23 protein-coding genes are annotated in these 24,205 nt (G+C 55.3%); 5 read left to right on the top strand and 18 right to left on the bottom strand.

All coding sequences use genetic code 11. From position 1 onward, the window contains the following. Positions 1-57 precede the first annotated feature (57 nt). Together AC3WQH_RS12515 and AC3WQH_RS12510 are read right to left on the bottom strand one after the other, a co-directional pair. Positions 58-1,065 (bottom strand): ABC transporter substrate-binding protein, encoded by a 1,008-nt coding sequence (locus AC3WQH_RS12515; RefSeq protein ID WP_005828928.1) that lies wholly within the window; start codon positions 1,063-1,065, stop codon positions 58-60. A 126-nt stretch (positions 1,066-1,191) separates the two neighbouring features. After that, entirely contained in the window at positions 1,192-2,514 is a 1,323-nt protein-coding gene (locus AC3WQH_RS12510; RefSeq protein WP_007784581.1) for a hemolysin family protein, read from the bottom strand. Positions 2,515-2,655: 141 nt separating this feature from the next. On the opposite strand from AC3WQH_RS12510, the gene AC3WQH_RS12505 reads away from it, so the two are divergent. The 3 genes from AC3WQH_RS12505 (at position 2,656) to AC3WQH_RS12495 (ending at position 6,324) form a co-directional block, all read left to right on the top strand. After that, positions 2,656-4,320 (top strand): DNA repair helicase XPB, encoded by a 1,665-nt coding sequence (locus AC3WQH_RS12505; protein ID WP_431809846.1) that lies wholly within the window; start codon positions 2,656-2,658, stop codon positions 4,318-4,320. A 53-nt stretch (positions 4,321-4,373) separates the two neighbouring features. Continuing rightward, a complete protein-coding gene (locus AC3WQH_RS12500) occupies positions 4,374-4,943 on the top strand; it encodes an RNA polymerase sigma factor (protein ID WP_005828931.1) in 570 nt (189 codons plus the stop codon). 103 nt (positions 4,944-5,046) lie between these two features. Continuing rightward, on the top strand, positions 5,047-6,324 hold the full coding sequence (locus AC3WQH_RS12495; RefSeq protein WP_235694719.1) for a 2-oxoacid dehydrogenase subunit E2 family protein: 1,278 nt from the start codon (positions 5,047-5,049) through the stop codon (positions 6,322-6,324). A gap of 213 nt (positions 6,325-6,537) precedes the next feature. Here AC3WQH_RS12495 and AC3WQH_RS12490 read toward each other — a convergent pair whose 3' ends face one another. From AC3WQH_RS12490 to AC3WQH_RS12475, 4 genes are all read right to left on the bottom strand, one after another. After that, entirely contained in the window at positions 6,538-6,798 is a 261-nt protein-coding gene (locus AC3WQH_RS12490; protein WP_026557502.1) for a DUF2573 family protein, read from the bottom strand. 81 nt (positions 6,799-6,879) lie between these two features. Then, positions 6,880-7,323, bottom strand: a complete 444-nt coding sequence (locus AC3WQH_RS12485) for a small multi-drug export protein (protein ID WP_005828934.1) — start codon at positions 7,321-7,323, stop codon at positions 6,880-6,882. An 87-nt stretch (positions 7,324-7,410) separates the two neighbouring features. Beyond that, positions 7,411-8,406 carry a DUF2705 family protein gene (locus AC3WQH_RS12480; protein ID WP_492332061.1) on the bottom strand — a complete coding sequence of 332 codons (996 nt, stop codon included), beginning with the start codon at positions 8,404-8,406 and terminating at the stop codon, positions 7,411-7,413. Next, the gene (locus AC3WQH_RS12475; protein WP_007784594.1) at positions 8,403-9,332 is read right to left on the bottom strand and encodes an ABC transporter ATP-binding protein; all 930 of its coding nucleotides are present in this window, start codon (positions 9,330-9,332) and stop codon (positions 8,403-8,405) included. Before AC3WQH_RS12475 ends, AC3WQH_RS12480 begins: the two co-directional genes overlap by 4 nt. Positions 9,333-9,462: 130 nt before the next feature. Between AC3WQH_RS12475 and AC3WQH_RS12470 the strand changes: the two genes are divergently transcribed. Then, positions 9,463-10,251, top strand: a complete 789-nt coding sequence (locus AC3WQH_RS12470) for a GDSL-type esterase/lipase family protein (protein ID WP_005828940.1) — start codon at positions 9,463-9,465, stop codon at positions 10,249-10,251. On the opposite strand, the gene AC3WQH_RS12465 is transcribed toward AC3WQH_RS12470, so the two are convergent. The 9 genes from AC3WQH_RS12465 to AC3WQH_RS12425 all read right to left on the bottom strand — a co-directional run bounded on the left by AC3WQH_RS12465 (position 10,243) and on the right by AC3WQH_RS12425 (position 19,198). After that, a complete protein-coding gene (locus tag AC3WQH_RS12465) occupies positions 10,243-11,478 on the bottom strand; it encodes an MDR family MFS transporter (protein ID WP_007784596.1) in 1,236 nt (411 codons plus the stop codon). The genes AC3WQH_RS12470 and AC3WQH_RS12465 overlap by 9 nt on opposite strands. 229 nt (positions 11,479-11,707) lie before the next feature. Further along, positions 11,708-12,556 (bottom strand): YtnP family quorum-quenching lactonase, encoded by an 849-nt coding sequence (locus tag AC3WQH_RS12460; RefSeq protein ID WP_005828944.1) that lies wholly within the window; start codon positions 12,554-12,556, stop codon positions 11,708-11,710. 68 nt (positions 12,557-12,624) lie between these two features. Next, a complete protein-coding gene (locus AC3WQH_RS12455; protein WP_005828946.1) occupies positions 12,625-12,921 on the bottom strand; it encodes a hypothetical protein in 297 nt (98 codons plus the stop codon). A gap of 164 nt (positions 12,922-13,085) precedes the next feature. Continuing rightward, positions 13,086-15,128 (bottom strand): oxidoreductase, encoded by a 2,043-nt coding sequence (locus tag AC3WQH_RS12450; RefSeq protein ID WP_369750403.1) that lies wholly within the window; start codon positions 15,126-15,128, stop codon positions 13,086-13,088. A gap of 164 nt (positions 15,129-15,292) precedes the next feature. Further along, a complete protein-coding gene (locus AC3WQH_RS12445; protein ID WP_429779594.1) occupies positions 15,293-15,760 on the bottom strand; it encodes a hypothetical protein in 468 nt (155 codons plus the stop codon). An 86-nt stretch (positions 15,761-15,846) separates the two neighbouring features. Then, on the bottom strand, positions 15,847-16,158 hold the full coding sequence (locus AC3WQH_RS12440) for a hypothetical protein (RefSeq protein WP_005828950.1): 312 nt from the start codon (positions 16,156-16,158) through the stop codon (positions 15,847-15,849). 204 nt (positions 16,159-16,362) lie between these two features. After that, positions 16,363-17,835: an LCP family protein gene (locus AC3WQH_RS12435; RefSeq protein WP_005828952.1), complete on the bottom strand. Its 1,473-nt coding sequence runs from the start codon at positions 17,833-17,835 to the stop codon at positions 16,363-16,365. 217 nt (positions 17,836-18,052) lie between these two features. Continuing rightward, a complete protein-coding gene (locus AC3WQH_RS12430) occupies positions 18,053-18,190 on the bottom strand; it encodes a hypothetical protein (RefSeq protein WP_005828954.1) in 138 nt (45 codons plus the stop codon). A gap of 54 nt (positions 18,191-18,244) precedes the next feature. After that, positions 18,245-19,198: a carbohydrate kinase family protein gene (locus AC3WQH_RS12425; protein WP_005828955.1), complete on the bottom strand. Its 954-nt coding sequence runs from the start codon at positions 19,196-19,198 to the stop codon at positions 18,245-18,247. A gap of 261 nt (positions 19,199-19,459) precedes the next feature. On the opposite strand from AC3WQH_RS12425, the gene AC3WQH_RS12420 reads away from it, so the two are divergent. Next, complete coding sequence (locus AC3WQH_RS12420) at positions 19,460-20,677, top strand: MFS transporter (protein ID WP_005828957.1); 1,218 nt, start codon at positions 19,460-19,462, stop codon at positions 20,675-20,677. 83 nt (positions 20,678-20,760) lie between these two features. On the opposite strand, the gene AC3WQH_RS12415 is transcribed toward AC3WQH_RS12420, so the two are convergent. The 3 genes from AC3WQH_RS12415 to AC3WQH_RS12405 all read right to left on the bottom strand — a co-directional run bounded on the left by AC3WQH_RS12415 (position 20,761) and on the right by AC3WQH_RS12405 (position 24,173). Further along, positions 20,761-22,830, bottom strand: coding sequence for a YecA family protein (locus AC3WQH_RS12415; RefSeq protein ID WP_025848964.1), 2,070 nt, complete (start codon positions 22,828-22,830; stop codon positions 20,761-20,763). A gap of 81 nt (positions 22,831-22,911) precedes the next feature. Then, positions 22,912-23,184: a hypothetical protein gene (locus AC3WQH_RS12410; protein WP_005828962.1), complete on the bottom strand. Its 273-nt coding sequence runs from the start codon at positions 23,182-23,184 to the stop codon at positions 22,912-22,914. Further along, complete coding sequence (locus tag AC3WQH_RS12405; RefSeq protein WP_007784604.1) at positions 23,181-24,173, bottom strand: hypothetical protein; 993 nt, start codon at positions 24,171-24,173, stop codon at positions 23,181-23,183. Before AC3WQH_RS12405 ends, AC3WQH_RS12410 begins: the two co-directional genes overlap by 4 nt. Positions 24,174-24,205: the final 32 nt, after the last annotated feature.

Genomic DNA, 24,205 nt, shown 5'->3' with positions numbered 1-24,205 from the left:
TTTTAACACGGATAAAACAGTTTTAAAAGAATAAAAAGAGAGCTTGACGCTCTCTTTTTACTTGATGATTTCTTTCGCCTGCTGTTTGAGTGCCTCAGAAATCGTGAGACCAAACTTCCCGGCAGCCGTTTCATTGATGTACAGGTCGGCCTGCTTTGAAATTTCGACTGGAGTGTCGGCGACCGCTTGTCCTTTCAGGACGCGGGCAGCCATCTCTCCTGTTTGTTTGCCAATCAGGTAGTAATCGATTCCGTACGTGGCGACTGCGCCGCGTTTGACGGTGTCGGTGTCAGAAGCGAAGACAGGAATCTTGTTCGCTTCCGCTGCTCCCAGTACGGCCTCAAACGAAGACACGACGGTGTTGTCAATCGGAATGAACATGGCGTCTGCTTTTCCAGCAAGTCCCTGAGCTGCCAGTTGCACCTCGGAGAGCTGGGAAATGCCCGCCTTGACGATTTCTACGCCTTCTTTGCTCGCTGCTTCTTCCAGTTCTTTTACCTGAACCTCCGAATTTACTTCAGAGGTGGTGTAGATGACGCCCAGCTTTTTCAACTGTGGCAGGAAGGTTTTGACCAGCTTCAATTGCTGTTCCATGGATACTTTGTCGCTCGTACCGGTCACGTTTTTGTCCGGTTTTTCCAGACTGCTGACCAGTTGAGCCGAGATCGGGTCTGTTACGGAACTGAACACAACAGGTTTGTCGGCAATCGCCTTGGCTGCAGCCTGAGCGGACGGGGTAGCGATCGCTACGACCAAATCCTTTTTGTCTCCGGCGTACTTTTGCGCAATTGATACCGTGTTGTTCATATCGCCATGGGCGTTCTGGTAGTCAACCTCCAGATTTTTGCCCTCTTCGTAGCCGGATTCCTTCAAGCCATCCAAAATTCCTTGATGAATCGCATCCAGTGCCGGATGCTCTACGAATTGCGTCAGGCCAATTTTCACGGTTTGCTCCTGGCCGGAATTAGCCGTGGTAGCCTCACTTTGTCCACCTGTTTGATTTCCACATGCTGCCAAAGAAAAGGCCAGCAATGTGGTCAGTACCATACTGACTGCTCGTCTCATCTGTACTTCCTCCTCTAAGCTCTGCTCTCTTAGCCACTGACCACCCTCCGGCGGCCGGGCCTTTTTGCATTTGTGCAACTTGTGTCCCATTATAGCATATTATTGCGTCCTGAAAAGCTTTTTTCATCAATCTTTCGTACCGATTTCTTCCTCGACGTTCGCCAGTTTTTTGACAAAAACTCTGGTAATCCGGTAATGATCGACTTCCCCGACCACGAACTCGTACTTGCCTTCGCGCACCCGGTCGCCCACGCGCGGCGGGTGGTCAATCTGCATGTAAATCCAGCCGGCAAGCGTATCCACCTCGCTTGATTCCAGATCAATGTCCAGGTAGTCGCCCACTTCCTCCAGGAGCATCCGGCCGTCGAGCGACAAAATCCCGTCGTTTTTCTCGACTTCCGGGCGCTCATCGTCAAACTCGTCCTGGATGTCTCCGACGATTTCTTCCATAATATCTTCAAGCGTGACCAGCCCCGCTGTCCCGCCGTACTCGTCAATGATGATCGCCAGTTGTCCCCGCTGTTTTTGCAGCATCGTCAAAAGACGGCTGATCGAGATCGTCTCGGGCACAGTCAGGATCGGGCGCATCAGCGTCTGCAAATCTTTGTGCTCGCCCTCCAACAGACCCGTCAGCAAATCTTTGATGTGCAAGCTCCCCACGACGTGATCCTTGTCACCGTCCACGACCGGATAGCGGGTAAAACGGCCGTTTTGCACCAGCCGGACGTTTTCCTCGAACGGATCGCGCAAGTTCAGCACCACCATGTCTGTGCGCGGAACCATGATTTCTCGGGCCATCGTCTCGGAAAAGTCGAAGATGTTGTCGACGAGCATCAGCTCGGTTTGGTCGATCAGCCCGCTTTTGTGGCTTTCGTTGACGAGAATGCGGATTTCTTCTTCGGTATGCGCTTCCTGATGCGGCTCCATCGAAATGTGAAACAGCGCGAGAAAGCGGCTGGCCGACCAGTTCAAGAGCGCAATGAACGGATACATGATTTTGTGAAACAGTTGAATCGGCCGGGCCACAGCCAGCACGACCATTTCCGTGCGCTGGATCGCCAACGTTTTCGGTGCCAGCTCCCCCAGTACAATGTGCAGAAAGGTAATGACCGAAAACGCGATAATAAAGGAAATGCTGCTCACCAGCGTCTCGTTGAGCTGAAAATAGCGAAAAACGGGATGCAGCAGATGAGCCACCGCAGGCTCGCCCAGCCAGCCAAGCCCGAGAGACGCCAGCGTGATGCCAAGCTGGCACGCAGACAAATAAGCGTCCAAATTTTGGATGACCTGCTCGACGTTTACGGCGCGCTTGTTCCCTTCCGCCACCAGTTGGGCAATCCTCGATTCCCTCACTTTTACGACGGCAAATTCGGTTGCGACAAAGAACCCGTTGAGGAAAACGAGGATCAAGACCAATCCCAAGTTGAACAAGCTTCCCCACGTTCCCATGCTCCTCGCCTTCCTTTCCGACCATGCTTTGGGATATTGTTTCCCATCCAACCGTAAATGTTACCTGTTCGTTTTTCTTTCTTTTCCGGATTGTGATACCATAGTGCTGATTCATATGCCGTTTGTAACGAGGTGAATCTCTTGTCTTATCGTCCAGACTTGCCGATGATCGTGCAAAGCGATCGCACTATTTTATTGGAAACGCAGCATCCGCAGTTTGCCGAAGCCAGACAGGCCATCAGCGGGTTTTGCGAACTGCTGAAAAGCCCGGAGTACATCCATACGTACCGGATGACGCCGCTGTCGCTCTGGAATGCGGCCGCGAGCGGGATGCAGCCGCACGAGGTGACAGACATCCTCGGCGCGTACAGCAAATACGGCGTGCCGCCAACCATCGTCAAGGAAATCGACGAAACGATGCGCAAATACGGTCTGATCCGGCTCGAACGCCGCGGGGACGACCTCGTTTTACATAGCGACGATCCGCTCGTTCTCACGGAGCTTGCCGCATACAAGTCGATCGCGGCCCTGCTCGAAGACGGCTACGTGCTCAAAAGCTACGCGCGCGGCCTCATCAAGCAGGAGCTGATCCGGTTGGGGCTGCCTGTCCAGGATTTGGCGGGCTATTCGCAAGGCGAGTCGTGCCCGGTCAGCTTGCGGGCGAACAGCGCTGCGGGAAAGCCGTTTGCCTTGCGCCCGTACCAGCAGGAAGCGGTAGACGCCTTTTACCGCGGCGGCTCCGCTCTAGGCGGAAGCGGCGTGCTCGTGCTGCCCTGTGGAGCCGGGAAGACCGTCATTGGCATTGGCGCGATTTCCCAGTTGCAGACTGCTACGCTTATTTTGACGACGAATACGACTTCCGTGCGGCAATGGATCGCCGAGCTGCTGGACAAAACCGATCTTGATCCCGAGCTTGTCGGCGAATACACCGGCGATCACAAGGAAGTAAAGCCGATAACTGTGGCAACTTATCAAATTCTCACATACCGCCCCACCTCTCTGGATGAATTTCCTCATATGAAACTCTTTTCAGAGCGTGACTGGGGGCTTATTATTTACGATGAGGTGCATTTATTGCCTGCACCTGTTTTTCGTGTTACTTCCGGGATTCAGGCGACACGCCGACTGGGCTTGACGGCTACGCTCGTCAGGGAAGACGGCCGGGAAGAAGACGTCTTTACGCTGATCGGGCCGAAAAAGTACGAGGTTCCTTGGAAAGCGATGGAGGATGCGGGCTGGATTGCGGAAGCGCGCTGCCGGGAAATCCGGCTGCCTTTTGAGCCGAAGTGGCGGGAAGCGTATGCGCATGCGACGGCACGGCAAAAGTTCCGGATCGCCGCCGAAAACCCGAAAAAGCTGGACGTTGTCAAAAAGCTGCTGGAGCGCCACGAAGGCGACCGGGTGCTGATTATCGGCCAGTACGTCGACCAACTGGAACAGATGGCGACTGCCCTGCAACTGCCGCTGATTACGGGCAAAGTGCCGGAAAAAGAGCGCGAGACGCTGTATCAACAATTTAAAAAAGGGGAAATCACACGCCTGATCGTCTCCAAGGTGGCCAATTTCGCCGTTGATTTGCCGGACGCCAATGTGGCGATTCAAATCTCGGGCACGTTTGGCTCCCGCCAGGAAGAAGCGCAGCGACTGGGACGAATCTTGCGACCAAAAACCGAAAATAACACCGCTCACTTTTATACACTGGTGACACGCGATACGAGAGAGCAGGAGTTTTCGCTCCACCGTCAGCTTTTTCTCGTCGAGCAAGGCTATCCATACGAAATTATAGAAAACGAGATGCTGGTCTGAAACGTTTCGGAAAAAGCCAGCGTCACATAGAGGGAAGGGAGGCCGGAGATTCAATGCAATCCGACGCCGAAATCATTCAGCGGATTCTTCAGGGCGACATCGAAGGGTATCGCGACCTCATCCAGCGATATCAGCATATGATCTACGTATTCATCTACAAAATGGTGAACAATCGCGCTGATGCGGAGGATCTGACTCAGGAAGTGTTCGTGAAGGCGTATGAGAAGCTGTCCACGTTCCGAGGCGACTCTCAGTTTTCATCCTGGTTACATACGCTTGCTCGCAACAAGAGCATTGACTTTTTACGCAGACGGAAGTTTCACGACTCCGACGAGCAGTTGGCGTATGTGCCGTCCAATACGCGGGACGAGTCTCCGCAAGAATCGCTCATGAACAAGGAGCAGCGCAGGGAGATCGAGGAGGCATTCGCCTTGCTGTCGGATTCCTACCGGGAAGTGATCGTCCTTCGCTGCACGCATGAATATCCGTTCGAAAAAATTGCTACTCTTCTCGGCATCGCCGAGTCTACAGCACGCGTCCGTTACTTGCGCGCTCGCCAAGAACTCGCAAAATTGTTATCACGCAAGGAAGGGGGGCTCGTACATGAACTGCCAGGCATTTAGAAAAGCATGGCTAGATGACACGGATAGCGATATTTTTTCCCATATAGAGACCTGTGAGGATTGTATCGCATGGATCGAAACACAAATGACAACCGAAGAGGAGGTGCAGTTCTTGAAAGAGGTTCCACCGCCTCAAGCGAACCTGGAAGAGAGGATCATGCAGGCCATCTACCAGAACGCCGGACAAGGTGTGCCCCCTCACGCCGCAACCGTCGCTGTGCTTCCACAGCAAGCGGCAGCACCTATGCCCAGCAAGCGTCGGACCAAAGGCTTCCCTTCATTCGCCTGGGTCAGCGCAGCGGCAGTCCTTTTGGCAGTGGGCTTCATCAGCTACCAGCAGCTCCAAGACGGTCAATTCCAGACAGCGTCACAACAGCCCGCAGCAAACCAGGCAGGCGCTGGCACCCAGATCGCGACGCATGCCACCGAAGCGATGCAAATGCAGGACGCTGCTCCGGCATCCTCGCCTGCCTCTGCCCAATCGGCGGCAAATGCCTATGCTAGCAGCGAGCAACCGCTGGCAAAGCAAAACGAGGCAACAGCCAAAGCGTCTCAGCCTGCTTCCCCGGCTACGCCAAACGCCGCTTCGCCATCGGCCAGCCATGAGCTTGCGCTAAATACGCAGGAACCCAAAACAGCAGCACCCCAGACGCAAGCGCCGCAAGCCGAGGGAGAGGCGTCCATAGCTTCCCGCAGCGTTCTGACAGGTTCAGAGGAACAAGGCGCAAACGCCAAGGCAGCCCTGGCAAAAGAGGCAAACGGAGCCGAGAACAACCTGGTCGCCGGGAAAAAAGCCAGAGCCGCCGCAGAAGACCAGCAAGCCTATGGGATTACTGCCATGGGCGAACCGGAAGCCAAACAAGCGAAACAAGCGGAAAGCAGTGACAGCGGCCTTGTAGGGCCGACGCTGGCTATGACAGCCAAGCAGCCGATCACGCTGTCGACCTTCTCGGACACGGATACAGCCGTCCAGGCATCGGATATGCCTGTTCCCGTGCTTGCGCAAAACGCGAACAGCTTTTCCTTGAGCACGATCTCTGTCCAGTACGAATCGGAGACGAGCCAAAAGGTCACGCGCCTCTCAGCGGATTACAAGCGCAACGACGACTGGATTCGCATCGAGGTAGTTCGCAATGCGAAAGGCAAACGCAGCCTGTCGATCCCCGGCACGTTCTCCGCTACCCAGCTCTTTGCCGTAAACGGCGAGCAGGCCATCGCCGTCTCGTTTGACAATCCGGACAAGAAAAGCTCTGTCGCCGAGCACGCCGTTCATTTCAACGCCCAGTCCAATAACCAGTCGCTCTACGTAGTAGTAACCGCCCACGGCATTTCCTTGGACGAATTGATCGAAACTTCCAAGCAGATGACCTGGAAGCCTTAGCCGCAACCGGAAGACGCGTTTCTGGCAGACACGACCTGTCGCATCAGGTGCGTGTCTTTTTTGTTGGCTCGCGCGCGGATTTTGCCCCCACGCGGCATCTAAAAATTCGCCGCGTCCCGCCAGCAACGGCTGAATCGTGACGACTTTTTTTCGCAAAAAAATACGCCGTCTTTTGCCCTGCATCGCAAAAAGACGGCGTTTCTTCTTTATAAGCTACTGAGTCTGGTTTTTCGCCTGGTTCCACTGCTTGATTTGCTCGATAATTTCCCGGATTTGATTGCGCGCAGCCTGGTGCTCCGGCTCGCTACCCCAATGCAGGATGAGCGGCGGCATCGCTTTTGCCATCGTGGTGTACAGGCACCATACTTTTACCATCTCGACGCGCTCCGGCGTCGCTTCACCCGTCAACAGCTCGGTAAACTTGTGCAGCAGTTCATCCAGTTCGGGCACCAGCGCTTCTTTTTTCTCACTCATGGATCATCCCCCGCTTTCCTTTCCTTTTTCATTTCTTGGAACATTGTATGCAAGATTTCTGCCCGGCAAAAGGGAGATTTTTCAGCCCATCGGTTTTGGTGTCAAGAACTGGAGCAGACCGTAGGCGACTGCTGCCGTAAGGATGACGCTCCAGATCACGATGCCAATCGACATCCACCACATCAGTTTGCCTGTCGGTGCGCCGAGCGAAATGCCGATCGCAGCCCCTAGCGGAGCGCCTGTCAACAGCGGAGAAGCCAATCCGAGGCCGATTACGCCGTACTTCTCCCAGATGCGGCCCATCCGGCTCTGGCGCCCTGCTTTTTTCTCCACGCGCTTCATCAGCCAGCTTCTGAGCGAACCGCCCAAATAGATGACAATCCCGGCGCTGGCAATCGCGCCAAGGGCACTGAATATCCCGGTAAGCAACGGAGGCAGTTGCAGCATGAAGCCAATCGGAATCGCTCCCCACAGTTCAAGCATACTCGTCAGTGCAACCGTCCCGCATTTCCATAACATGTCCATAATCTCACGCCAATCTCCTCTCGGTGCCATTCTTGGTCCTTCCATGAAATACGAATGAAACGGAAAAAGGTAGCGTTTTTTTCCAGATCAGGAAGTTACGTCTCTGCGGGTAAAGACGGTGTATGCTACAATCAGCGCCGCGACTGCCCAGATCGTCAGTACAGCCAGCGAGAACGGCAGCGTCATTCCTTTGATCGGAGGCAGCGTGCCATTGAGGTAGTCGGTGAGCTGCAGGTTGACGACAAACAAGTATTTGGACGACTCCCACGACGAAGCCATCTGCGTCAGGATCGTCCCGCTGATGAGCGCCGCCATCATGATGCCCATGCCTGCGGCGGCGCTTGGAATGAGGACGGAGACCATGAACGTAACGGTTCCGACGACGATGCAAACAAACCAGCCGAGCCCATACTGCATGAGCAGAAATTGCCACTGCGGCAGCATGAACGCTCCCGACGTCACAAGCTCCCCGCCTGTCACCTCGAAGCCTGTGAGAATCGGCAAGTCCCAGCCGGAATAGCCAAACACGACACCCGACAGCAAGTAGGCCAAGATGAGCGTCATCAGTACCGTAAGCGAGGTGAACAGCAACAGCGTGATGTACTTGCTGGTCAGCACCTTCCAGCGCCGCACGGGTCTGGTCAAAAGCAGCTTGATCGTCCCTTCGCTAAACTCGGCCGACACGATATCGACCGCCAGCACGACGATAATCATCGGCAAAAACATGGAGATCGCCTGATCCATGAAGCCGCGGGCAAATGTCGGGCCTCCGGGCGCCATCGGATTGATATTGTGGTCGAGGTAATACTGCTGCTGCTGAATCCGGATTTTGATAAAATCGCGCCATTCTTCCGGTAGACGGCTGGACGCGAGCCGGTTTTGCATGTCGACGATCTGCTGGGTCAAGAGCGGCCGCCAGTCCGTCGTGCCCATCCGCTCCTGAGCCGTCACGACCGAGCGGTACTGGGCGTATGTAAAAATCGGGATCAGAATGGCCAGGATGAGCACGACCACGAGAAAGCGGCGGCGGCGCAGCAATTTGACGGTTTCGTTTTGGACGAGGCCCAGCATGCTTTGATTCATTTCTCTTCCCCTCCCCCTGTCAGCGTCAGGAACAAGTCTTCCAGCGTCACGGTTTTCGTGGCAATCCCGATTACCGGGACTCCCGCCTGCACCAGCTTCTGGTTGACTTCGCCTACCCGCTCCATATCCATCCGCGTCTTCACGCTTTCCTCCCCGACCGCCAAAATATCCGTCACGGCGTTGTGCCCGCGCAATACATCCAGCGCTTTTGGCAGGTGGGCGTGCGGGATCGTCCATTCCACCTGGTCGGCAAACTGCTCCATCAACTCGCGCACTAGTCCGACCGAAATGACTTTTCCCTGGTTGATAATCGCCACCCGGTCGCACATCATCTCGATCTCGCTGAGCAGGTGGCTGGAAATGAAGACCGCAAGCCCCTCCTCCTCGGCCAGACGGCGAATGAACTGGCGCAGCTCGCGAATCCCTGCCGGGTCAAGCCCGTTTGTCGGTTCGTCGAGAATCAAGATTTTCGGCCGGTGCAGCAGCGCTTGCGCGATCCCCAGCCGCTGCCGCATCCCGAGCGAATACGTTTTGACTTTGTCGTCAATCGCCCGTTCCAGGTCGACGAAGCGGACGATTTCTTCGATCCGCTCCTGCGTAATCCCTCCGCTCATGCGGGCAAACTGCTCCAGGTTTTCCCTGCCTGTCAAAAATTTGTACAGCTCGGGATTTTCCACGATGCAGCCGACTTGCGCAATCGCCTCCGGGAAGTTCTCCGAGAGCGATATCCCGCCGATGCGGATATCTCCCCCGTCTGCTTTAGCCAGACCGACCAGCATGCGAATAGTCGTCGTCTTGCCCGCGCCGTTCGGCCCCAAAAAGCCAAACACTTCGCCAGCGAGCACGTCGAATGTAATATCGTGAATAATCTGCTTTTTGCCGATCGTTTTTTGCAATCGCGATACTGCGAGGACTGTGTCGCCCAAGGTGCGCCCTCCTGTCTTTGTTCCGCTTCCCGCAACTGACGGCAGCGATTCGTTTATGGTACACTGGCATAAGATGTCCCACCACATTATACCATGTCTACCCACTTCCCATCGAATAGGAGGATAGCCGATGCGCACATCCGGCAAACTTCTCTGGCGCACTACAGGGTTGTTGTCGCTTCTGTCCTTTTTATTGTTTGCCGCAGGCTTTGTCCTGGCGATGAACCCGCAGCAGTTGGCCCCGACCACGGGAGCGCCACCTGTGGAAACCGAGGAACCGCCTGCCCCTTTGCCAAAAGAAGGCGTCCACAAAGTCGTCGCGCTCGGAGACTCGCTCACCCGCGGCGCTGGCGATGCGAACGGCCAAGGCTATGTCGGGCTCGTCCGGCAAGCGCTGGAAAAAAAGGCGGGCCACCCGATTACGTTTACGAATCTCGCCATTAACGGGCAAGAGTCGTCCGACCTGCTCAAGCAAATGTCCGAAGCGCAAGTCAAAACGCTGCTCGCCGAGGCCGATCTGATCCTTTTCACCATCGGCGGCAACGACTTGTTCAGGCAAACGGGCGGGCTCTACACGATCGACAAAGAAAAAGTGGCCGCAGCCACGGACAGGCTTGCGACCAACTACGAGGAAATCATCCGGCAAATTCGCCAGTTGAACAGCAAAGCGACGATTGTTTACACGTCGTTGTACAACCCTTTTGGCAATACGGAAGCGGCTGTCGATACGGTGCAGCCCGTTCTGGACTGGAACAGCACGGCCTCCGCGATTGCCTCCCGCTATCCGCAGGTGTTCGTCGTACCGACGTATGACATGTTCCTGCGCAAAGAGCAGGCGTATTTGTACACCGATCATTTTCACCCGAATGCAGAGGGCTATGCCCGCATCGCGGAGCGCATTTTGCAGGCGCTAGAGTGATTCTGCCCTGCTCTGATTGAGCGACTTGCCGTGGGTAGCGAAGTACACCCGTTGGCCCGCCCACTGGAATGCGCTGCTCACCATGGAAAACGCCGCTACGGTCAAGAACAGTGTCGTGCCGCCGTAAAGCCCGAGCAGCAGGCCGCCCATCCACGGGCCGATGAACTGTCCGAGGTTGCTGAAGCTTTTCGCGCCGTAATAGCTGCCGCGCATTCCTTCCGGGGCCATGCGGTCAATCAGGACGTCACCTGCGGTAAAGGTCAAGATTTCCCCAAACGTAAACAGCACCATCCCGATAATAAAGACGATCCAGGAGTTGGCGTAGGCAAAGCCGACGTCGCCCAGCGCATACATGACGTTTCCCACCACAATGGCGGTGAGAGGCGTCTTTTTTTCGGCCCATCGGGTCAGCGGCATCTGCATGAGCACGACCACGACAGCGTTGACGCTCATCAGGATGGCAAACAGTTCTGCGCCGGACGCAACGGTCATTTCCGTGAACTTGGCGAGGGTAGACGACATCTGCGAATAGCCGATCGCGCCCAGCACGCCTGCGACCATGTAGTAGCGAAACGCCTTGTCGTGCACGATCACGCTGAAGGCCCGCCCAAAGGTGACCGTCTCTTTCTTTTGCCCTTCAATTTGTTTGATCCCGAACTTGTTCAACAGCCCTTGCAAGCTGATGACGTACACGAGGTAAATGAGCGCGGTAATCAGAAACGGCAGGGCGACGGACGTCTTCGCCAGCACGGCGCCTGCGATCGGGCCAACTGCGACCCCGACGTTGATCGCGGTGTAGCGCAGGCCGAATACCCGGAAGCGTTTCTCAGGCGGCGTCACGTCTGCCATCAGCGCCTGCGACACCGGCTCGTAAAACGAGCGACAGAGCCCGCCTGCCATGTTGAGCAAAAGCAAAATCAGCGGGTTTTTGCTGAGCGCAAACCCGACGAATACGAGCGTCCAGACGTACAGCGCCCCCAGCATGACCCGTCTGCGGCCGATCCGGTCGGACAGCGTCCCGGCAATGAAGCCGCCAATCGTTCCGGCGAGCGGCCCGGCCCCGATGGTCAGGCCGATCATTGCCAGGTCCATATCGGTTTGGTTGGATAAGTATAAAAACAAAAACGGCATGCTCATCGAGCTGGCAGCCCTGACGAACACGGTCCCGACGACCAGCGACCAGACGATCGGGTGGTACTCTTGCATACGTGATTTGATCCAGCTCATTGTCTCTCTCCCCGCAACTGTTCTGCTTCGTCCTGCCTACCAGAACAGATGCTCTGTGATGTTCCTATTGTAGTGAGCCGTCTATCGTTCGTCAATGAGCATTCGAAATTTTTGGATTATGAAAAATTTCTATGAGGCTTATCGAAATTTCGATAGCTTGAAAAATGTTTGGCGTGGCTGGAGTATCTTTTTCCCGCCTGCAAGCAAAAAAACCGGGAGCATCCCGGTTTTACTCTACAATCTTTCTATAATCAATAAGTTCTCCCTTGTCGTTCCACTTCACGGCCCGGTAGACATTATCGTGGTAAAAGGTGAACCACGCCTCTTGGCGGATGCCGCCGTGAATCCATTCTTCCTTGGCGAAGATCGAGGTCATCGGGTAGTCGTCGTAAGCCATGACCCACAGCGGATTTTGGTGGGCGTGCGTCGGCATGATATCGGCGAGGTGCAACAACAGGTGGCCTTGGCTTTCCATGCGGACGATGGCATGTCCCTGGCTGTGGCCGCCTGTGTGGTGCAGGGTAATGCCGGGAACGACCTCGAAAGTGGCGCCGTACGTCTGCACCTGCGACTCGATGGGACGCCAGTTGTCCTCCCAGTATGTATTGCGCGAACGGATGTTGGGCTCTCGCATCTCGGCCCACTCCTGCTCCTGCACGTAGATCACTGCGTTCGGAAACGTGGAAAAAAGCTGGCCGTCCCGCACCGAGACGAGGCCATTCGCATGATCGTAGTGCATGTGCGTCATGATGACGATGTCGATGTCAGCAGGCGTCAAGCCTTTTGCCGCCAGCCCTTCCTGGACTTGCGATTCTTCCACCAGCCCAAAGTTGCGCTTCTGCTTCTCCGTCAGTCGGTCTTTGCCGATACCGGACTCGATCAGGATGCGTTTTCCGAAAGCTTGTACCAAAATCGGGTCCGCTCGCAGCGGAATCTGGTTCAAATCGTTCGGAGGGTAGCGTTTGCTCCAGAGCGGCTTGGGAACCACCCCAAACATCGCGCCTCCATCGAGCTGTGTCAGACCGCCTTTGAGCCATGCCAATTGCAGCTCGCCTACTTGCCATTCGTTACCTGCCAATTCATCCAGCCTCCTCGCCTGCATTTTCTGTAAAGAAAAAAAGCGAAAAGCACCCCGCCAAGGGTGCCTTACTGCTTCTCTGCCACACTCACGGTTCTGGTCGCAGGGGCGATTTCCAGCAGGAGCTCGCTCGATACGGCCTGAACGGTAACATCCGAGTCGGAACGTCTATGATGAAGCACGAGTTGAGCAACCTTTTCATTTTCGCGGTACATACTGATTAATGTCTGAAGTGGGTTTGCACTACCACCTGCAATCATCTTAAACCCCGGGGCAATCGTAAACGTCCATCCCTCCACCTCTACTACCTGCGCAGTGGAGTACAGGAAGTAACGCTTTCCTAAAAGAATGCTATTGTGGTTCATCAAGGCGAAAGCCCCCAATCACATGAATTTAAACAGTATGCCTTCATTGTGCAAGAATTTAAGTATGTTGAAAAGCGATTCGACAAAAGTTCCGAAAAGACGACATCTTTTTCTCATCATACACGATCCAGCCTATTTTCGGAATAGAAAATCTTTTGCGAACATCAAATCGCTCTGCCAACCTGTGCCCCTTCCAGGATCGCCCGCTTGGCGTCCAGCTCTCCCGCCTCTTTTGCCCCGCCGATCAGATGAACCGGGAGGCGGTTCGTCAGTGCGTGATACAGCGATTGGTTCGGCGTAGCGCCAGCCGCGATAATCACCGTATCGGCAGGCACGAGCTGCTCTTCGTCGTTTACGCTGATGTACACCCCTTCCGGAGCGATTCGCTTGTACTCGATCTGGGTCAGCATCTCCACGCCTCTTTGCTTTAATTGCGCCAATGTCGCCCAGCGGGTCGTTTTGCCCAAGCCGCTGCCGACATGCTTGCCTCTGCGCAGCATGAACACTTTTCGCTTGCTCGCTTGCAACCTGTGAATCGTCTGTTCGTCCACGATCCGGTAGGAGAGCAAATACTCCGCCGTTTGCGCGGAAATGACTTCATTGTGGACGAGCAAATGCGACAAGTCACAGGCGATTCCCCCTGCTCCCACAATCGCCACCTTGTTTCCGACCTTCGCCTTTTGCTCGAACACTTCGTTGTACATGACGACATGCCCAAGCTCCCGGCCAGGAATCTCCGGCACGCGCGGGACGACTCCCGTGGCGATGACAACTTCCGCAAAGCCTTCCGCCACCAGCGCATCCGCCTCTGCTTCCGTCCCCAGCCTGATCTCTACGCCCAGCCGCGCAAGCTGCGTGCGATAGTAGCGCAGCGTTTCGTTGAATTCCGCTTTGCCCGGCACTTGCCGCGCGTAGTTGAGCTGGCCGCCAATCCGCGTTTGTTTTTCGAACAGGACGACCTCGTGCCCGCGCTCTGCCAGCACGCGCGCCGCCTCCAAGCCCGCGGGACCCGCGCCCACGACCGCCACCTTTTTCCGAACTCCCGCCGGAACAATCGCCCATTCCGCCTCTCTGCCGACCTGCGGATTGACCAGACAGGAAGCCACTTTGCCGTCAAAAATATGGTCGAGGCAAGCCTGGTTGCAGGCAATGCACGTGTTGACCTCGTCATACCGTCCTTCCACGCTCTTCGCCACGATTTGCGGGTCTGCCAAAAAAGGCCGGGCCATGGAGACGAGATCGCAATGCCCTTCCCGCAAAATTTCTTCGGCATGGCGCACATCGTTAATCCGGTTGCTGGCGATCACCGGGATGCTGACAGCCTGCTTGACCTGCCGGGCGACCCACACGTACGCTCCGCGCGGGACCATCATCGAAATCGTCGGTACTTTCGACTCGTGCCAGCCGATTCCGATGTTGAGCGCATTCACGCCTGCGTCCTCCAGCATGCGGGCGAATTGCAACGTCTCCTCCATGCTCGTGCTGTCCGGAATCAGATCGAGCCCGGACATCCGAAACACGACAGGAAAATCAGGCCCAACCGCCTCGCGCACCCGCTTCGCCACTTCGATGCCAAACCGCGCCCGGCGCAAAAAGTCTCCCCCCCAGTCGTCCTGGCGATGGTTGGTGACTGGAGAGAGGAACTGGTTGATGAGATAGCCTTCCGAGCCCATGATCTCCACCGCGTCAAATCCGGCCTTTTGCGCACGGACCGCTCCGGCGGCAAAGGCAGCAATCGTCAGTTCGATCTCCGACGCATCCAGCTCCCGCGGCTTCCAGCGATTGATCGGGGCTTGCAACGGCGACGGCGCTACCGGATCAAGCCCGGTTGCCTCCTTGTACGCATAGCGGCCTGCGTGAAAAAGCTGCAAGGCAATTTTGCCGTTGGCCTGGTGAACTTTTTCCGTAATCACCCTCAGTTGCTCGATGTGCTCATCCAAGTACACGTTGCAGTACACTTCGCCCATGCCGCCCTCTGGCAGCACAGCAGCGCCTCCCGTCACGATCAGCCCGGCTCCCCCTCTGGCCCGCTCCGCGTAAAACTCGGCGAGCCGTGCCACACCGTCCGGCAGTCGTTCAAAACCGACGTGCATCGACCCCATGATGATTCGGTTCGGCAGTGTCATCGCCCCAATTTGGACAGGTTCCTGTACGTTTGCAAGCTTCAAAATATGCCCCTCCCTCAATACGAATGAATACTCATTCATTTTCTATTGTATTCGATTCTGCACACCAGCTCGCAAATCCTGCCCGTTCTGCTGGCAAAACCAAACAAAACTCACCGTGCGGGGGAAGAACATCCAAAAAGGCCCAGGAGCACTTCTCCTGAGCCTGTGTGTCGCAGCCTGTGTGTCGCAGCCTGCCTGTCTGCCTACCCGAGCTTGACCAACTCGCCCAAATCTGCCGCGAACCTTTCCAATGTCTCGTTCAAGTCCGCTTCTTCCGCTGCGCTCTGCGGCGTCTGGACGACAAAGTGATAGTCCACCTGCACGCTCGTCTCGGCGAGCTTGCCTGGCTCTATGTAACGGCGCTTTTCCGACAGCGAGCACTCCGCCACCCGGCTTCTGGCCTGCGCCCACAACGCCTGGATCTGTTCTGCCTCCAGCTCGTACGGATACGCGATCTCGACCTCTACCTCGCAGCTTTTTTCATCTTCCAGCAAAAACAGATGAATGGTAGCTACAGGCTGTTCTTCTTCAAAGGTGCCCGCGAAGGAAATCATCACTTCACGCATTTCCTCGTCTTCGAGCAAAGAGCGGTCCGAGCGCAAGACGATATCCGTAATCATTCCTCGCGCAGACAGCAGTTGATTTAGTTTTTCGACCAATAATTGCAGCACGTAAATGGTTCCTCCTGTTAGTTGCGTTATTCCTTATCCAGCTAGAAGTATAGCACGATTGCCCCGGACACGAAAAACCCCTTCACTCAGGAAGGGGTCGGTGTATTGTTCATATTTTTTTGGTTCATAAATTCAGAGAGCCACGCGCGTCTTACTTCCTTGTTCGGGCAATAGCCTAAAATGTAGCTTTCCCCGCGCATATATTTTTCCTTAATCCACTCTTTGTGCTTGCGGAAAAAGGCGTGTTGGAAATCGATCGGCATCTGCTGATATTCTTCCAGCGCTGAGGGGTTCTGGAGGAAAAAATCTTCGTCGTACACAAGCTCTTCATTTTGTTGGCGGCTGATGAGGTACACAAAGGCAATCACCAGAAACAGGTTCACCAAGAAAATCGTCATCCAAATCCCTCCAGTCAGGTCCTTAATTATCTGATTAATCTGTCTTATCAGCATATTATTATTGTACCACGAAATTGGTGTTTTCTAAACCTTTCGTTTCATTTTTCGTAAAAAAAAATCTATTGAAAATAGAAATGCTTGGCTATGTCGAAAAAAAAGCACCCGCTCTTCCGAAAGAAAGAAGCGAGTGCCTGTTTGGCGTACTTATGATTTGCTTGTCGGGCTGCCTTGCGTCGCTCCGCTGTCCTGCCCGGTGACAGGAGGGGAAACGATGTCTGGCGGCGGCGCCGGTGTTCCGGTATTGCCTGCTGGTGCGGAAGGCGGCTGGGTCGCATTCCTATTCGAAGCTGGCGTCTGCGCGTCAGGCACAGTGGTCTGGCCTTGAGGCTGCTCGGGACTGACTACATCCGGGGGAGGAGCGGCGCCCTCTTCCGCAAGCTCCTGTCCTTCCGCTACTTCGATCGGCTCCGTCTGCTTTTTCGGCTCCTCTGTCGCTTTCGGCTTGGAAGTCGCCGGAGCCGCTGATTCTGTCGTTCTATTTTTGGTCGACTTGCTGCTGCTGGAGGCAACCGATGATTCACCCGCTCCGAGGATCGGGGAGTTGTTCAACTGTGCGACTACTTTGCCGGACAGGCCCATCTCCGCCTGCAAGGAGCTGCGGATCAGCTCCAGCTTTTCTTTTTCCAGGAACGTATATCCGCCCTGCCAGTACGCTCCGTTGTCGAGCGTGGTCAAGGTAGAAGCGTTGAAGCCTTTGAAATCATAGGCCAACCCTTTGATCTGCTCTTTGGACAGGTCGGTATGGATGTGCTTCGCGCCTACTTCCATGATGTTAAAAATTTTGGTCAAGCCGTCCAGGGAACCGACTTTGTCGACAACGGCGCGGATCACTTCCTGCTGGCGGCGGTTGCGATCGAAGTCGCTAGAGTAGTATTTCGTTCCGCGATTGTCGTGGCGGTGGCGCACGTAGCCAAGTGCCTGCTCGCCGTTCAGCGTCTGGAGTCCCGGATTCAGATTGATGTGCGTGTCGTCGGTCGGATCGTCGTACACGAGCTTGCGGTCGACGTTGACCTCGACTCCGCCCAGCTCGTCGATTACCGCCTTGAAGCCGTCAAAGTCGACAGCGACGTAATGCTCAATCGGAATCCCCAAAATTTCGTTCAACGTTTTCTTCGTCAAGGAAATGCCGTCTTCGGTCGGCGTCTGGTTGTTGCGCTCTGCCTGTCTCCGCTCTGCCTCGCCGTTGGCGTAAACCGAGTTGATCTTGTGGTAGTCGCGATATCCCGGAATTTTCACCCGTGTATCGCGCGGGATGGATACCATCGTCACTTTTTTCGTCTGTGGATTGGCGACCGCGACGATCATGACGTCCGTGTTCATCGAGCCTGTCTCGGGACGCGAGTCGGAGCCGAGCAAGATGAAGGACATCGGCTTGTCGGCGTGGTAAACCGGGTCCGCATTTTTCGAAGCTTCCGAAGCAAAACCATTTTCTACCGGCTTTGTTACTACATCCAGAGTGTCTTCAATTTTCCAATAAATTGCTCCGGCAACTCCGCCTACCAACAACAGGACCGTCAATGTGAAAATCATCAGGAACCTGCGCAGCTTGCGGCTGCGGGTCGGCTGTTTTTTCTTGCGTGGAGCAGAAGCGCGTGTTTTTACAACAGTTTCTGGCATATGTATCAATCTCCTTGTTCGCGCACGCTTTTTGACAAAAGAAAAGGGAGGCACAATTGTGAACAGTGCCACTCAACCAGATGCACTAATATTTTCTTCTGTTGGTAATCATCTGATTCAGATATTGTATCACAGGATTGTCTTCATTTGTAGAAAAATGTTCCTTACAAGAGAAACTCCCCCACCGTTTTTGTCGATGGGGGAGGCTTTTTGTTTGTTATTGCAAGCCTTTTGGCGCCTGGCTAAAACCTTGTACGGGACCCTCCGGCTGCTTTTGCTTGGAGCGGTGAGAATCGCCGCCTTGGCGCACGTGACTTTCCTGCTTGCCGTTTACGTCGTTCGATTTCTTTTCCATGTACACTCCTCCTCGCTGCTGATACGCAAGTAGTGTACGTCATCTTATGTATTCTCATTCCCGCTCGAAAATCTGCATTTCTTTTCCGGCAAAAAACTCTTTTCGCTGCAAAAGCGCGCGCAGGTCGTAATCGCCCGTTTTGTGCTGGCTCAACTCGGCGAGCGCCATTCCGTAAGCCGCTTGCTCTCGGAGCAGGGGCGTCATCCGTTGCGCGTAAATAATCCCCGCGGCAAATGCATCACACGCCGCTTCGCGGATCGGCGTAGGAGGAGCCGCTACCCAGATGGACTCTTCCTGGCGGCACAGATACAGGCCAGCCTCGCCGCAGTTCACCATAAGCTGATGGAGTCCCTGCTCGAGCAGCCGCTTTGCACACGCTTCCACGTCGCTAAAGGAGTGAAGCGATTGGCCGCACAGCACCTCGACCTCGTCAATGCTCGCAATCAGCACGCGGACTCCCGGCAAAAACGGCCGCCATTTTTCCGCCTTTTTCACAGAGACGGGATCGACCACCACGATTTTTCCCAATCGGTTTGCTTCGTCTACAAAAACGCGCATGACAGCAACAGGCAGGTTCGCATCCATAAACAGCCCCGCTGCATGCGGCAGGCGCTCCAGGGCATGCTGAACCAGCTCGTCTGTCCACGCTTCATTGACTTCCATATCGGCCACGGCTGTGTACAGCTCGCCATCGAGGTCGCGAATCGCCAAATACCGTCCTGTCGATTTGCCGGCGATTCGCACCATTCCATGCGTCGCTACTCCGCTTTTGGCCGTCACTTGTCTCAACCATTCTCCGTCAGCGTCTTCCCCTACGAGAGCGAAGAGCTGCACTTCTTCCCCCAACCACCCCAGATTTTCCGCCACATTTCGAGCTACTCCGCCTGCCACTTGCTGAACATGCCCTGGATTGCTCGTCCCAGGCAGCAATCTGGCAGAAGTGACTCCTTGCACGTCCACGTTGGCTCCACCCACGCATAGCCAGTATTCGGTCATCCCTTTCAGCACTTTGGCACTCCTCCCAGCCTTTTGCTCATGGTCTAGTCCATCTTCTCCCCCATCTTTTTCGACAACGCTCTGGCATTTACCTACCGGGTTGAAAACTTCCTCGCCAGAAAGCCGTTATGTCTTGCCGCCATATGCCGTCCAGACAGTAATGACGCCTCCCTCTATTCCGTGCTACAGTGAGAAAAAGTGCGTGGGCGAACAGAGGGTACATGGGTAATTGCGCTGTTTTTTTACACTACAACTAAATGGAGATGAACTGACATGAGTGCCACATCTACGCCGCTCCAGGCATCCGGCGGGGGGAAAGCGGCACCTACCGTCTACCGCATGCTGTTTGCCATCAGCCTCGTTCATTTGCTGAACGACAGCCTGCAAGCGGTCATTCCCGCCCTGCTTCCGATCGTGGAAAAAAATCTTGCGTTGACCTTCACGCAGGTAGGGGTCATCCTGTTGGTCATGAACTTGACTTCCTCCGTCCTGCAGCCGGTAGTCGGCTACTATTCCGATCGCAAATCGCAACCGTTTTTGCCGCCGCTCGCCTTGCTCGTCTCGGGGATCGGGATGCTCGCGCTCGCGTTTGCGGGCAGTTACTACCTCGTGCTCGTCGCCGTTGCCTGCGTCGGAATCGGCTCGGCCGTCTTCCACCCGGAGGCGTCCCGCTTCGCCCATCAGGCGTCTGGCCCTCGCCGCGGCCTGGGGCAATCGATCTTCCAGGTAGGGGGAAACGCCGGGCAAGCGCTGGCACCGCTGATGACCATTCTCGTGTTCGCCAATCTCGGCCAGCCTGGCGCAGCCTGGTTTTTGCTGCCAGCCGTATTGGCAAGCTGCGTCCTGCTCTACGTGGCGCTCTGGTATCGCGGCCAGCAACGAATGAAGAAAACGGCTGCCGCCGTCGTCGCGTACACGAATCGCAAGCAGCGGCTGATCGCCCTCTGGCTGCTGATTCTGATCGTCAGCGTCCGCTCGTGGATGAACGCAGGCTATCAGAGCTTTTACCAGTTTTACTTGATGTACATCAAGCACATGGACTATTCCAGCGCCCAACTCGTCGTGTTCGGCTTCCTGTTCGCCGGAGCCGTCGGGACCTTCTTCGGCGGCCCGCTCTCGGATCGGTTCGGAAAACGCAATCTGCTGATTCTCTCGACGCTCGGATCGCTGCCGTTCACCTTGTTGACACCATACGTCTCCGGGTTCTGGGCCTTTCCGCTCTTGGTCGTAAGCGGCTTTATCATGCTTTCCAGCTTTTCGGTCACAGTCGTCTACGCCCAGGAGCTTCTGCCGGGCAAAATCGGCACCGTATCCGGCCTGATTATCGGCCTGGCATTCGGGATGGGCGGCATGGGCGCGCTCGTGTTCGGCTATTTGGCAGACATCTTCGGCCTTGGCTTCGTCATCACGCTCTGCTCCGCGTTGCCGTTGATCGGCTTCGTCGGACTTTTGCTGCCAAAAGACAAGACGCTGCGAGAATGGGCACGGTAAGCGTGTCCTGGCATCAGGAAGGAAAGAAAAAACCCGAGGAGCCTTTTCCTCGGGTTTTGTTTGTTTGTCGATCAAGCTGTTGGTTAGACCAACACGCCAGTCCGCACTCCCAGCAGTTGGGCAATGACGGGCGGGTACAGCTCAGGCGTGCCATACAGGCGCCAGAGGCCGTCCTCGCCTTTGCCGACCAGACCGGAGACGATCCAGTCAGATGTCAGCACGTCTTTCACATCTGCCGCTACAGCCAGCGTCATTTTCTCGCCGTCAGGGCGTTTGACTACCAAACCGTCGGCGTCGGCGCCAAGCACGACCAGCGCTTCTTCTGCGACATCCTTCGGCACAGTCGCCTGGCCGTACAGATTCTGGTTCGCTGCTTTTTCCAGCAGACCGCGCATGCGGTAGGCTTCCGGCAAGCTTTCTTTCAACTCGGCAAACAAGGACTGCATGTTCGCATGCAAGCTTGTCTTGCTGTGCTTGTCCAGCCATTTGAAGAAAGCGGTCATGACCGACAACAGGTTCGTTGCCAACGTCTTCGTCACGGCATCCGCGCGTGTGTAAATATCGTGCACGAGGAAGTAAGCCAGATCTTCCTTGCGCAGTTGTTCCCATGTAAACGAAGGACCGAACGCGCCTCTTACAAAAGAGCGGAAGTTGTTCATAACCTCGTCGTACTTTTTGACAGTTGCTTCCGACTTGCCGTCCGTCATCTCCTGAACGAAGCGATTGATGTCGGCGAGCCTGTCCGGGTGGACCGTGTACACGCTCTCCGGCAAGCCTTCGATCAGCGGGCGGGTGAGCAGGTTGTTCACGTGCAGGCTGTCGTTTTGAAGCGACAGACGCGGGCGCAACATATCCATCCGAATGTAGCGCGCAAGGCCTTGTCCTACTTTATGGTCTTGCTCCAACTGCTCCAGCAGGCTCTCCAGCTTGGCGTGCAGCTCTTTGCTGTCGGTTGCCGCAACCAGGACAGGGGCCAGCTCTTCCAACGCTTCGTGTGGCGTCACCAGCCATTTTTCCGCAAAATACGTTTGCACGGCCCACTGCAAAACCTTCGGCGGCAGCGTAGGCTGGCTGGTAATAAACAAGGTGCCTTTGGACAGCTTGGAGCCGGTCGAGGTCAGGACGCGAATCTCTTCCTCCTGCTCGTAGGCAAGCAGCAACAGCAACTGCGCTACTTCCTCCAGATCCGGTGCGTATCCTTCCAGATACAGCTTGTCATCCTCAAGCAGCACCTCTGCCTGCACTTCATACAGCTCCAGGAGCGCATCCTTCAAAGCCGGGAACAGGTGCTCTTCCTTGCGCGTGGCATACACCCACACTTCTTTTGTACCGTCGGACTTTTTCAGTTCGAAAGCAGGGTTTGCCTCAATCGCCTTGAGCAGTTGCTCGCGATTTTGCAACGGATACGTGCGACGGAGCAAGGAGCTTTGGCCCGCTCCTGCCTGTCCGTTGTCCGTTCCGCCAAACTGGACAATAAAACGGTACAGCGCCGTGGTGTACACCCGTTTGCTCGTGTCGGCCGCCGCTTCTTCGACTTCCGGATGCTCCTTCAGCCATTCCAGCAAGCTGTCCTTGACGTGCGGCTGCAAAATGATGCTGCCGGAAAACAGCATGTTGCGCAGCCCCAGGTTCAAGAGACGTCCCACGATGATTTGCCCAGGCATGACGCTCAGGCTGTTGGATCGCAGGATGTAATGCTTCTCCAGCGTGAGCGGCTGTTGAACGGTCATGACATCCCGCTCAACCTCCATGATTTCGTACACATTCAGATGCAAGTCGGCAAAAGCACGGCGAAGATCAGGCTCCATCCGGCGACCGTGCTGCTTGATGTAGTTCTCAAGCAACGTGCTTCCGCCTGTTCTTACATCCAGGACACACCAGTTGAAGAAATGCGCGGCCCACTCTGGACGCGTGACCTCTTCTTCGGTCAGGCCGACTTCTGCCGCAAACCGGCTGCGCGCTTCCTGAATCGTCTCGCTGGTCACATTGCCGCCAACGAAATGATTCAGGCGCTCCACCCAGCCCGCGTATTCCTTCTGCAATTTTTGCTCGTGACGGCTGCGCAGCTCCGCAATCGGAGTGACTACCCCACAGCATTTCTTGTATTTTTTTCCGCTCCCGCAAGGGCACAGTTCGTTTCTTCCTACTGACATAGAGGGTTTGGATCTCCTTTCCATCCCACGCGGCATGCGCGGGGAATCCTGCACAATCCCCCTATTTTACCGCATTTTCCATCATGTGTTCAAGTGTTCTCGTTTTGGTTCATGAGCGATTCCCACATCACTTTTGCCTTCCCATTGGCTGATAAACAGCTCCAGGCGGTTCATCAACCGGACGATGCGCTGCTTCTCGCTCATGCATGCAGAAATAGCAGAGAGCTGGTTGGCGGCAAAAAGTTCCACCACTTCCTGCTCCATGTCTTGAAGGCGAATCCGATAACTCGCGATGACGTCGCGCAGCAAATCAAATCGCTGTTCCAACCGGATCGTGGCCTCAAGCTTACTCATTGTTGCTCACTGGTCGCCAGTACTTGCTGAATGCCAAGCACGATCTGCTCATGCTTATGTTTCTCTTTCATCAGCACTTCTATAGCTTGCATATTGCTTTGTTGAAAATGGGCGACAACCTCCTGGGACATCTCCTGGTTGCGGCCTTCCAGGCGGCTGATCGCCTGTTGCAGCAATTGTTGTACTTCCTCCAGCACTCGCGTGTTCGTAGCGTTTGTCATGTTCGTTTCCTCCTTAGTAAAAATTGGTTCCTGCTGTTCGGTTGCCTGCTGCAAAAGATTCACTGATTCGGGGGCAACTTCCTCTGTTTCATTCTCGATGATGGCTATCGATTCAGAAGAGTCTGCCGCTGCGATTTCTTCCGCAGCCAGCTCCTCATCGGTCACATCACTGCGCGCAATGATATACAGCGTATCTCCCTCAATCCGGAAACGGTCGTCCAGCATGGGCAGAAAAGCAGCATCTGCCGCTATCCTCACTTCTTGCTCCAAAAAATGAACAAGCGAGCGGGCAGCTACTTGCGTGATACCATTGTCCCGGCAAAAATCGTACACCTGGTCATTCGCTTGTGTCCACTCTGCCAAAAACCATCTGTCGTCACCTTGGTACTGCACAAAGCGAGGGTCGCGTTCCAGTTGCAACATGCGAAGGATCTGGTTCCAGCCAAACTGCGTCTGACGGCGCAGCTCTGCGACGATCTGCTCCAGCTTTTTCGGCGCTTGCGTGTCGCGCAAAAAGCGATACGCCAGGTCGTACACCTGATGAGGCTGGTAGGTGATCTCCACAATCGCCTCCGAGCTGGCAACCCGCACTGGCGACTGCTCCATCTTCAACACTTTATCAAGTAGTGTCGAACTGTCCAGATCCATCAAAGCAGTCAGCTCATTCGCTTCCATCCGGGAACAAATCTCCGTACGTGGGAGGGAGCGCTCACCGGACCGGAATACCTTCTTGACAATACTTGGTAGGGTATAGGTTGGCCGTTTCATGCACTTTCTCCTTCTCGTGATCGGCATTTTTG

The sequence above is a fragment of the Brevibacillus sp. FW301-21C12A genome (assembly GCF_058788915.1).
The sequence above is the reverse complement of the archived record's forward strand: the minus strand, read 5'-3'. Positions and strand labels throughout refer to the sequence as shown.

Excerpts from the sequence above, each read along its gene's own strand:
- AC3WQH_RS12515 (WP_005828928.1), bottom strand. The coding sequence starts at position 1,065 with ATGAGACGAGCAGTCAGTATGGTACTGACCACATTGCTGGCCTTTTCT.
- AC3WQH_RS12480 (WP_492332061.1), bottom strand. The coding sequence starts at position 8,406 with ATGAATCAAAGCATGCTGGGCCTCGTCCAAAACGAAACCGTCAAATTG.
- AC3WQH_RS12490 (WP_026557502.1), bottom strand. The coding sequence starts at position 6,798 with ATGAGTGAGAAAAAAGAAGCGCTGGTGCCCGAACTGGATGAACTGCTG.
- AC3WQH_RS12405 (WP_007784604.1), bottom strand. The coding sequence starts at position 24,173 with ATGAAACGGCCAACCTATACCCTACCAAGTATTGTCAAGAAGGTATTC.
- AC3WQH_RS12420 (WP_005828957.1), top strand. The coding sequence starts at position 19,460 with ATGAGTGCCACATCTACGCCGCTCCAGGCATCCGGCGGGGGGAAAGCG.
- AC3WQH_RS12440 (WP_005828950.1), bottom strand. The coding sequence starts at position 16,158 with ATGACGATTTTCTTGGTGAACCTGTTTCTGGTGATTGCCTTTGTGTAC.
- AC3WQH_RS12410 (WP_005828962.1), bottom strand. The coding sequence starts at position 23,184 with ATGAGTAAGCTTGAGGCCACGATCCGGTTGGAACAGCGATTTGATTTG.
- AC3WQH_RS12465 (WP_007784596.1), bottom strand. The coding sequence starts at position 11,478 with ATGAGCTGGATCAAATCACGTATGCAAGAGTACCACCCGATCGTCTGG.
- AC3WQH_RS12510 (WP_007784581.1), bottom strand. The coding sequence starts at position 2,514 with ATGGGAACGTGGGGAAGCTTGTTCAACTTGGGATTGGTCTTGATCCTC.
- AC3WQH_RS12485 (WP_005828934.1), bottom strand. The coding sequence starts at position 7,323 with ATGGACATGTTATGGAAATGCGGGACGGTTGCACTGACGAGTATGCTT.
- AC3WQH_RS12435 (WP_005828952.1), bottom strand. The coding sequence starts at position 17,835 with ATGCCAGAAACTGTTGTAAAAACACGCGCTTCTGCTCCACGCAAGAAA.
- AC3WQH_RS12455 (WP_005828946.1), bottom strand. The coding sequence starts at position 12,921 with ATGAACCACAATAGCATTCTTTTAGGAAAGCGTTACTTCCTGTACTCC.
- AC3WQH_RS12450 (WP_369750403.1), bottom strand. The coding sequence starts at position 15,128 with ATGAATGAGTATTCATTCGTATTGAGGGAGGGGCATATTTTGAAGCTT.
- AC3WQH_RS12500 (WP_005828931.1), top strand. The coding sequence starts at position 4,374 with ATGCAATCCGACGCCGAAATCATTCAGCGGATTCTTCAGGGCGACATC.
- AC3WQH_RS12415 (WP_025848964.1), bottom strand. The coding sequence starts at position 22,830 with ATGTCAGTAGGAAGAAACGAACTGTGCCCTTGCGGGAGCGGAAAAAAA.
- AC3WQH_RS12430 (WP_005828954.1), bottom strand. The coding sequence starts at position 18,190 with ATGGAAAAGAAATCGAACGACGTAAACGGCAAGCAGGAAAGTCACGTG.
- AC3WQH_RS12470 (WP_005828940.1), top strand. The coding sequence starts at position 9,463 with ATGCGCACATCCGGCAAACTTCTCTGGCGCACTACAGGGTTGTTGTCG.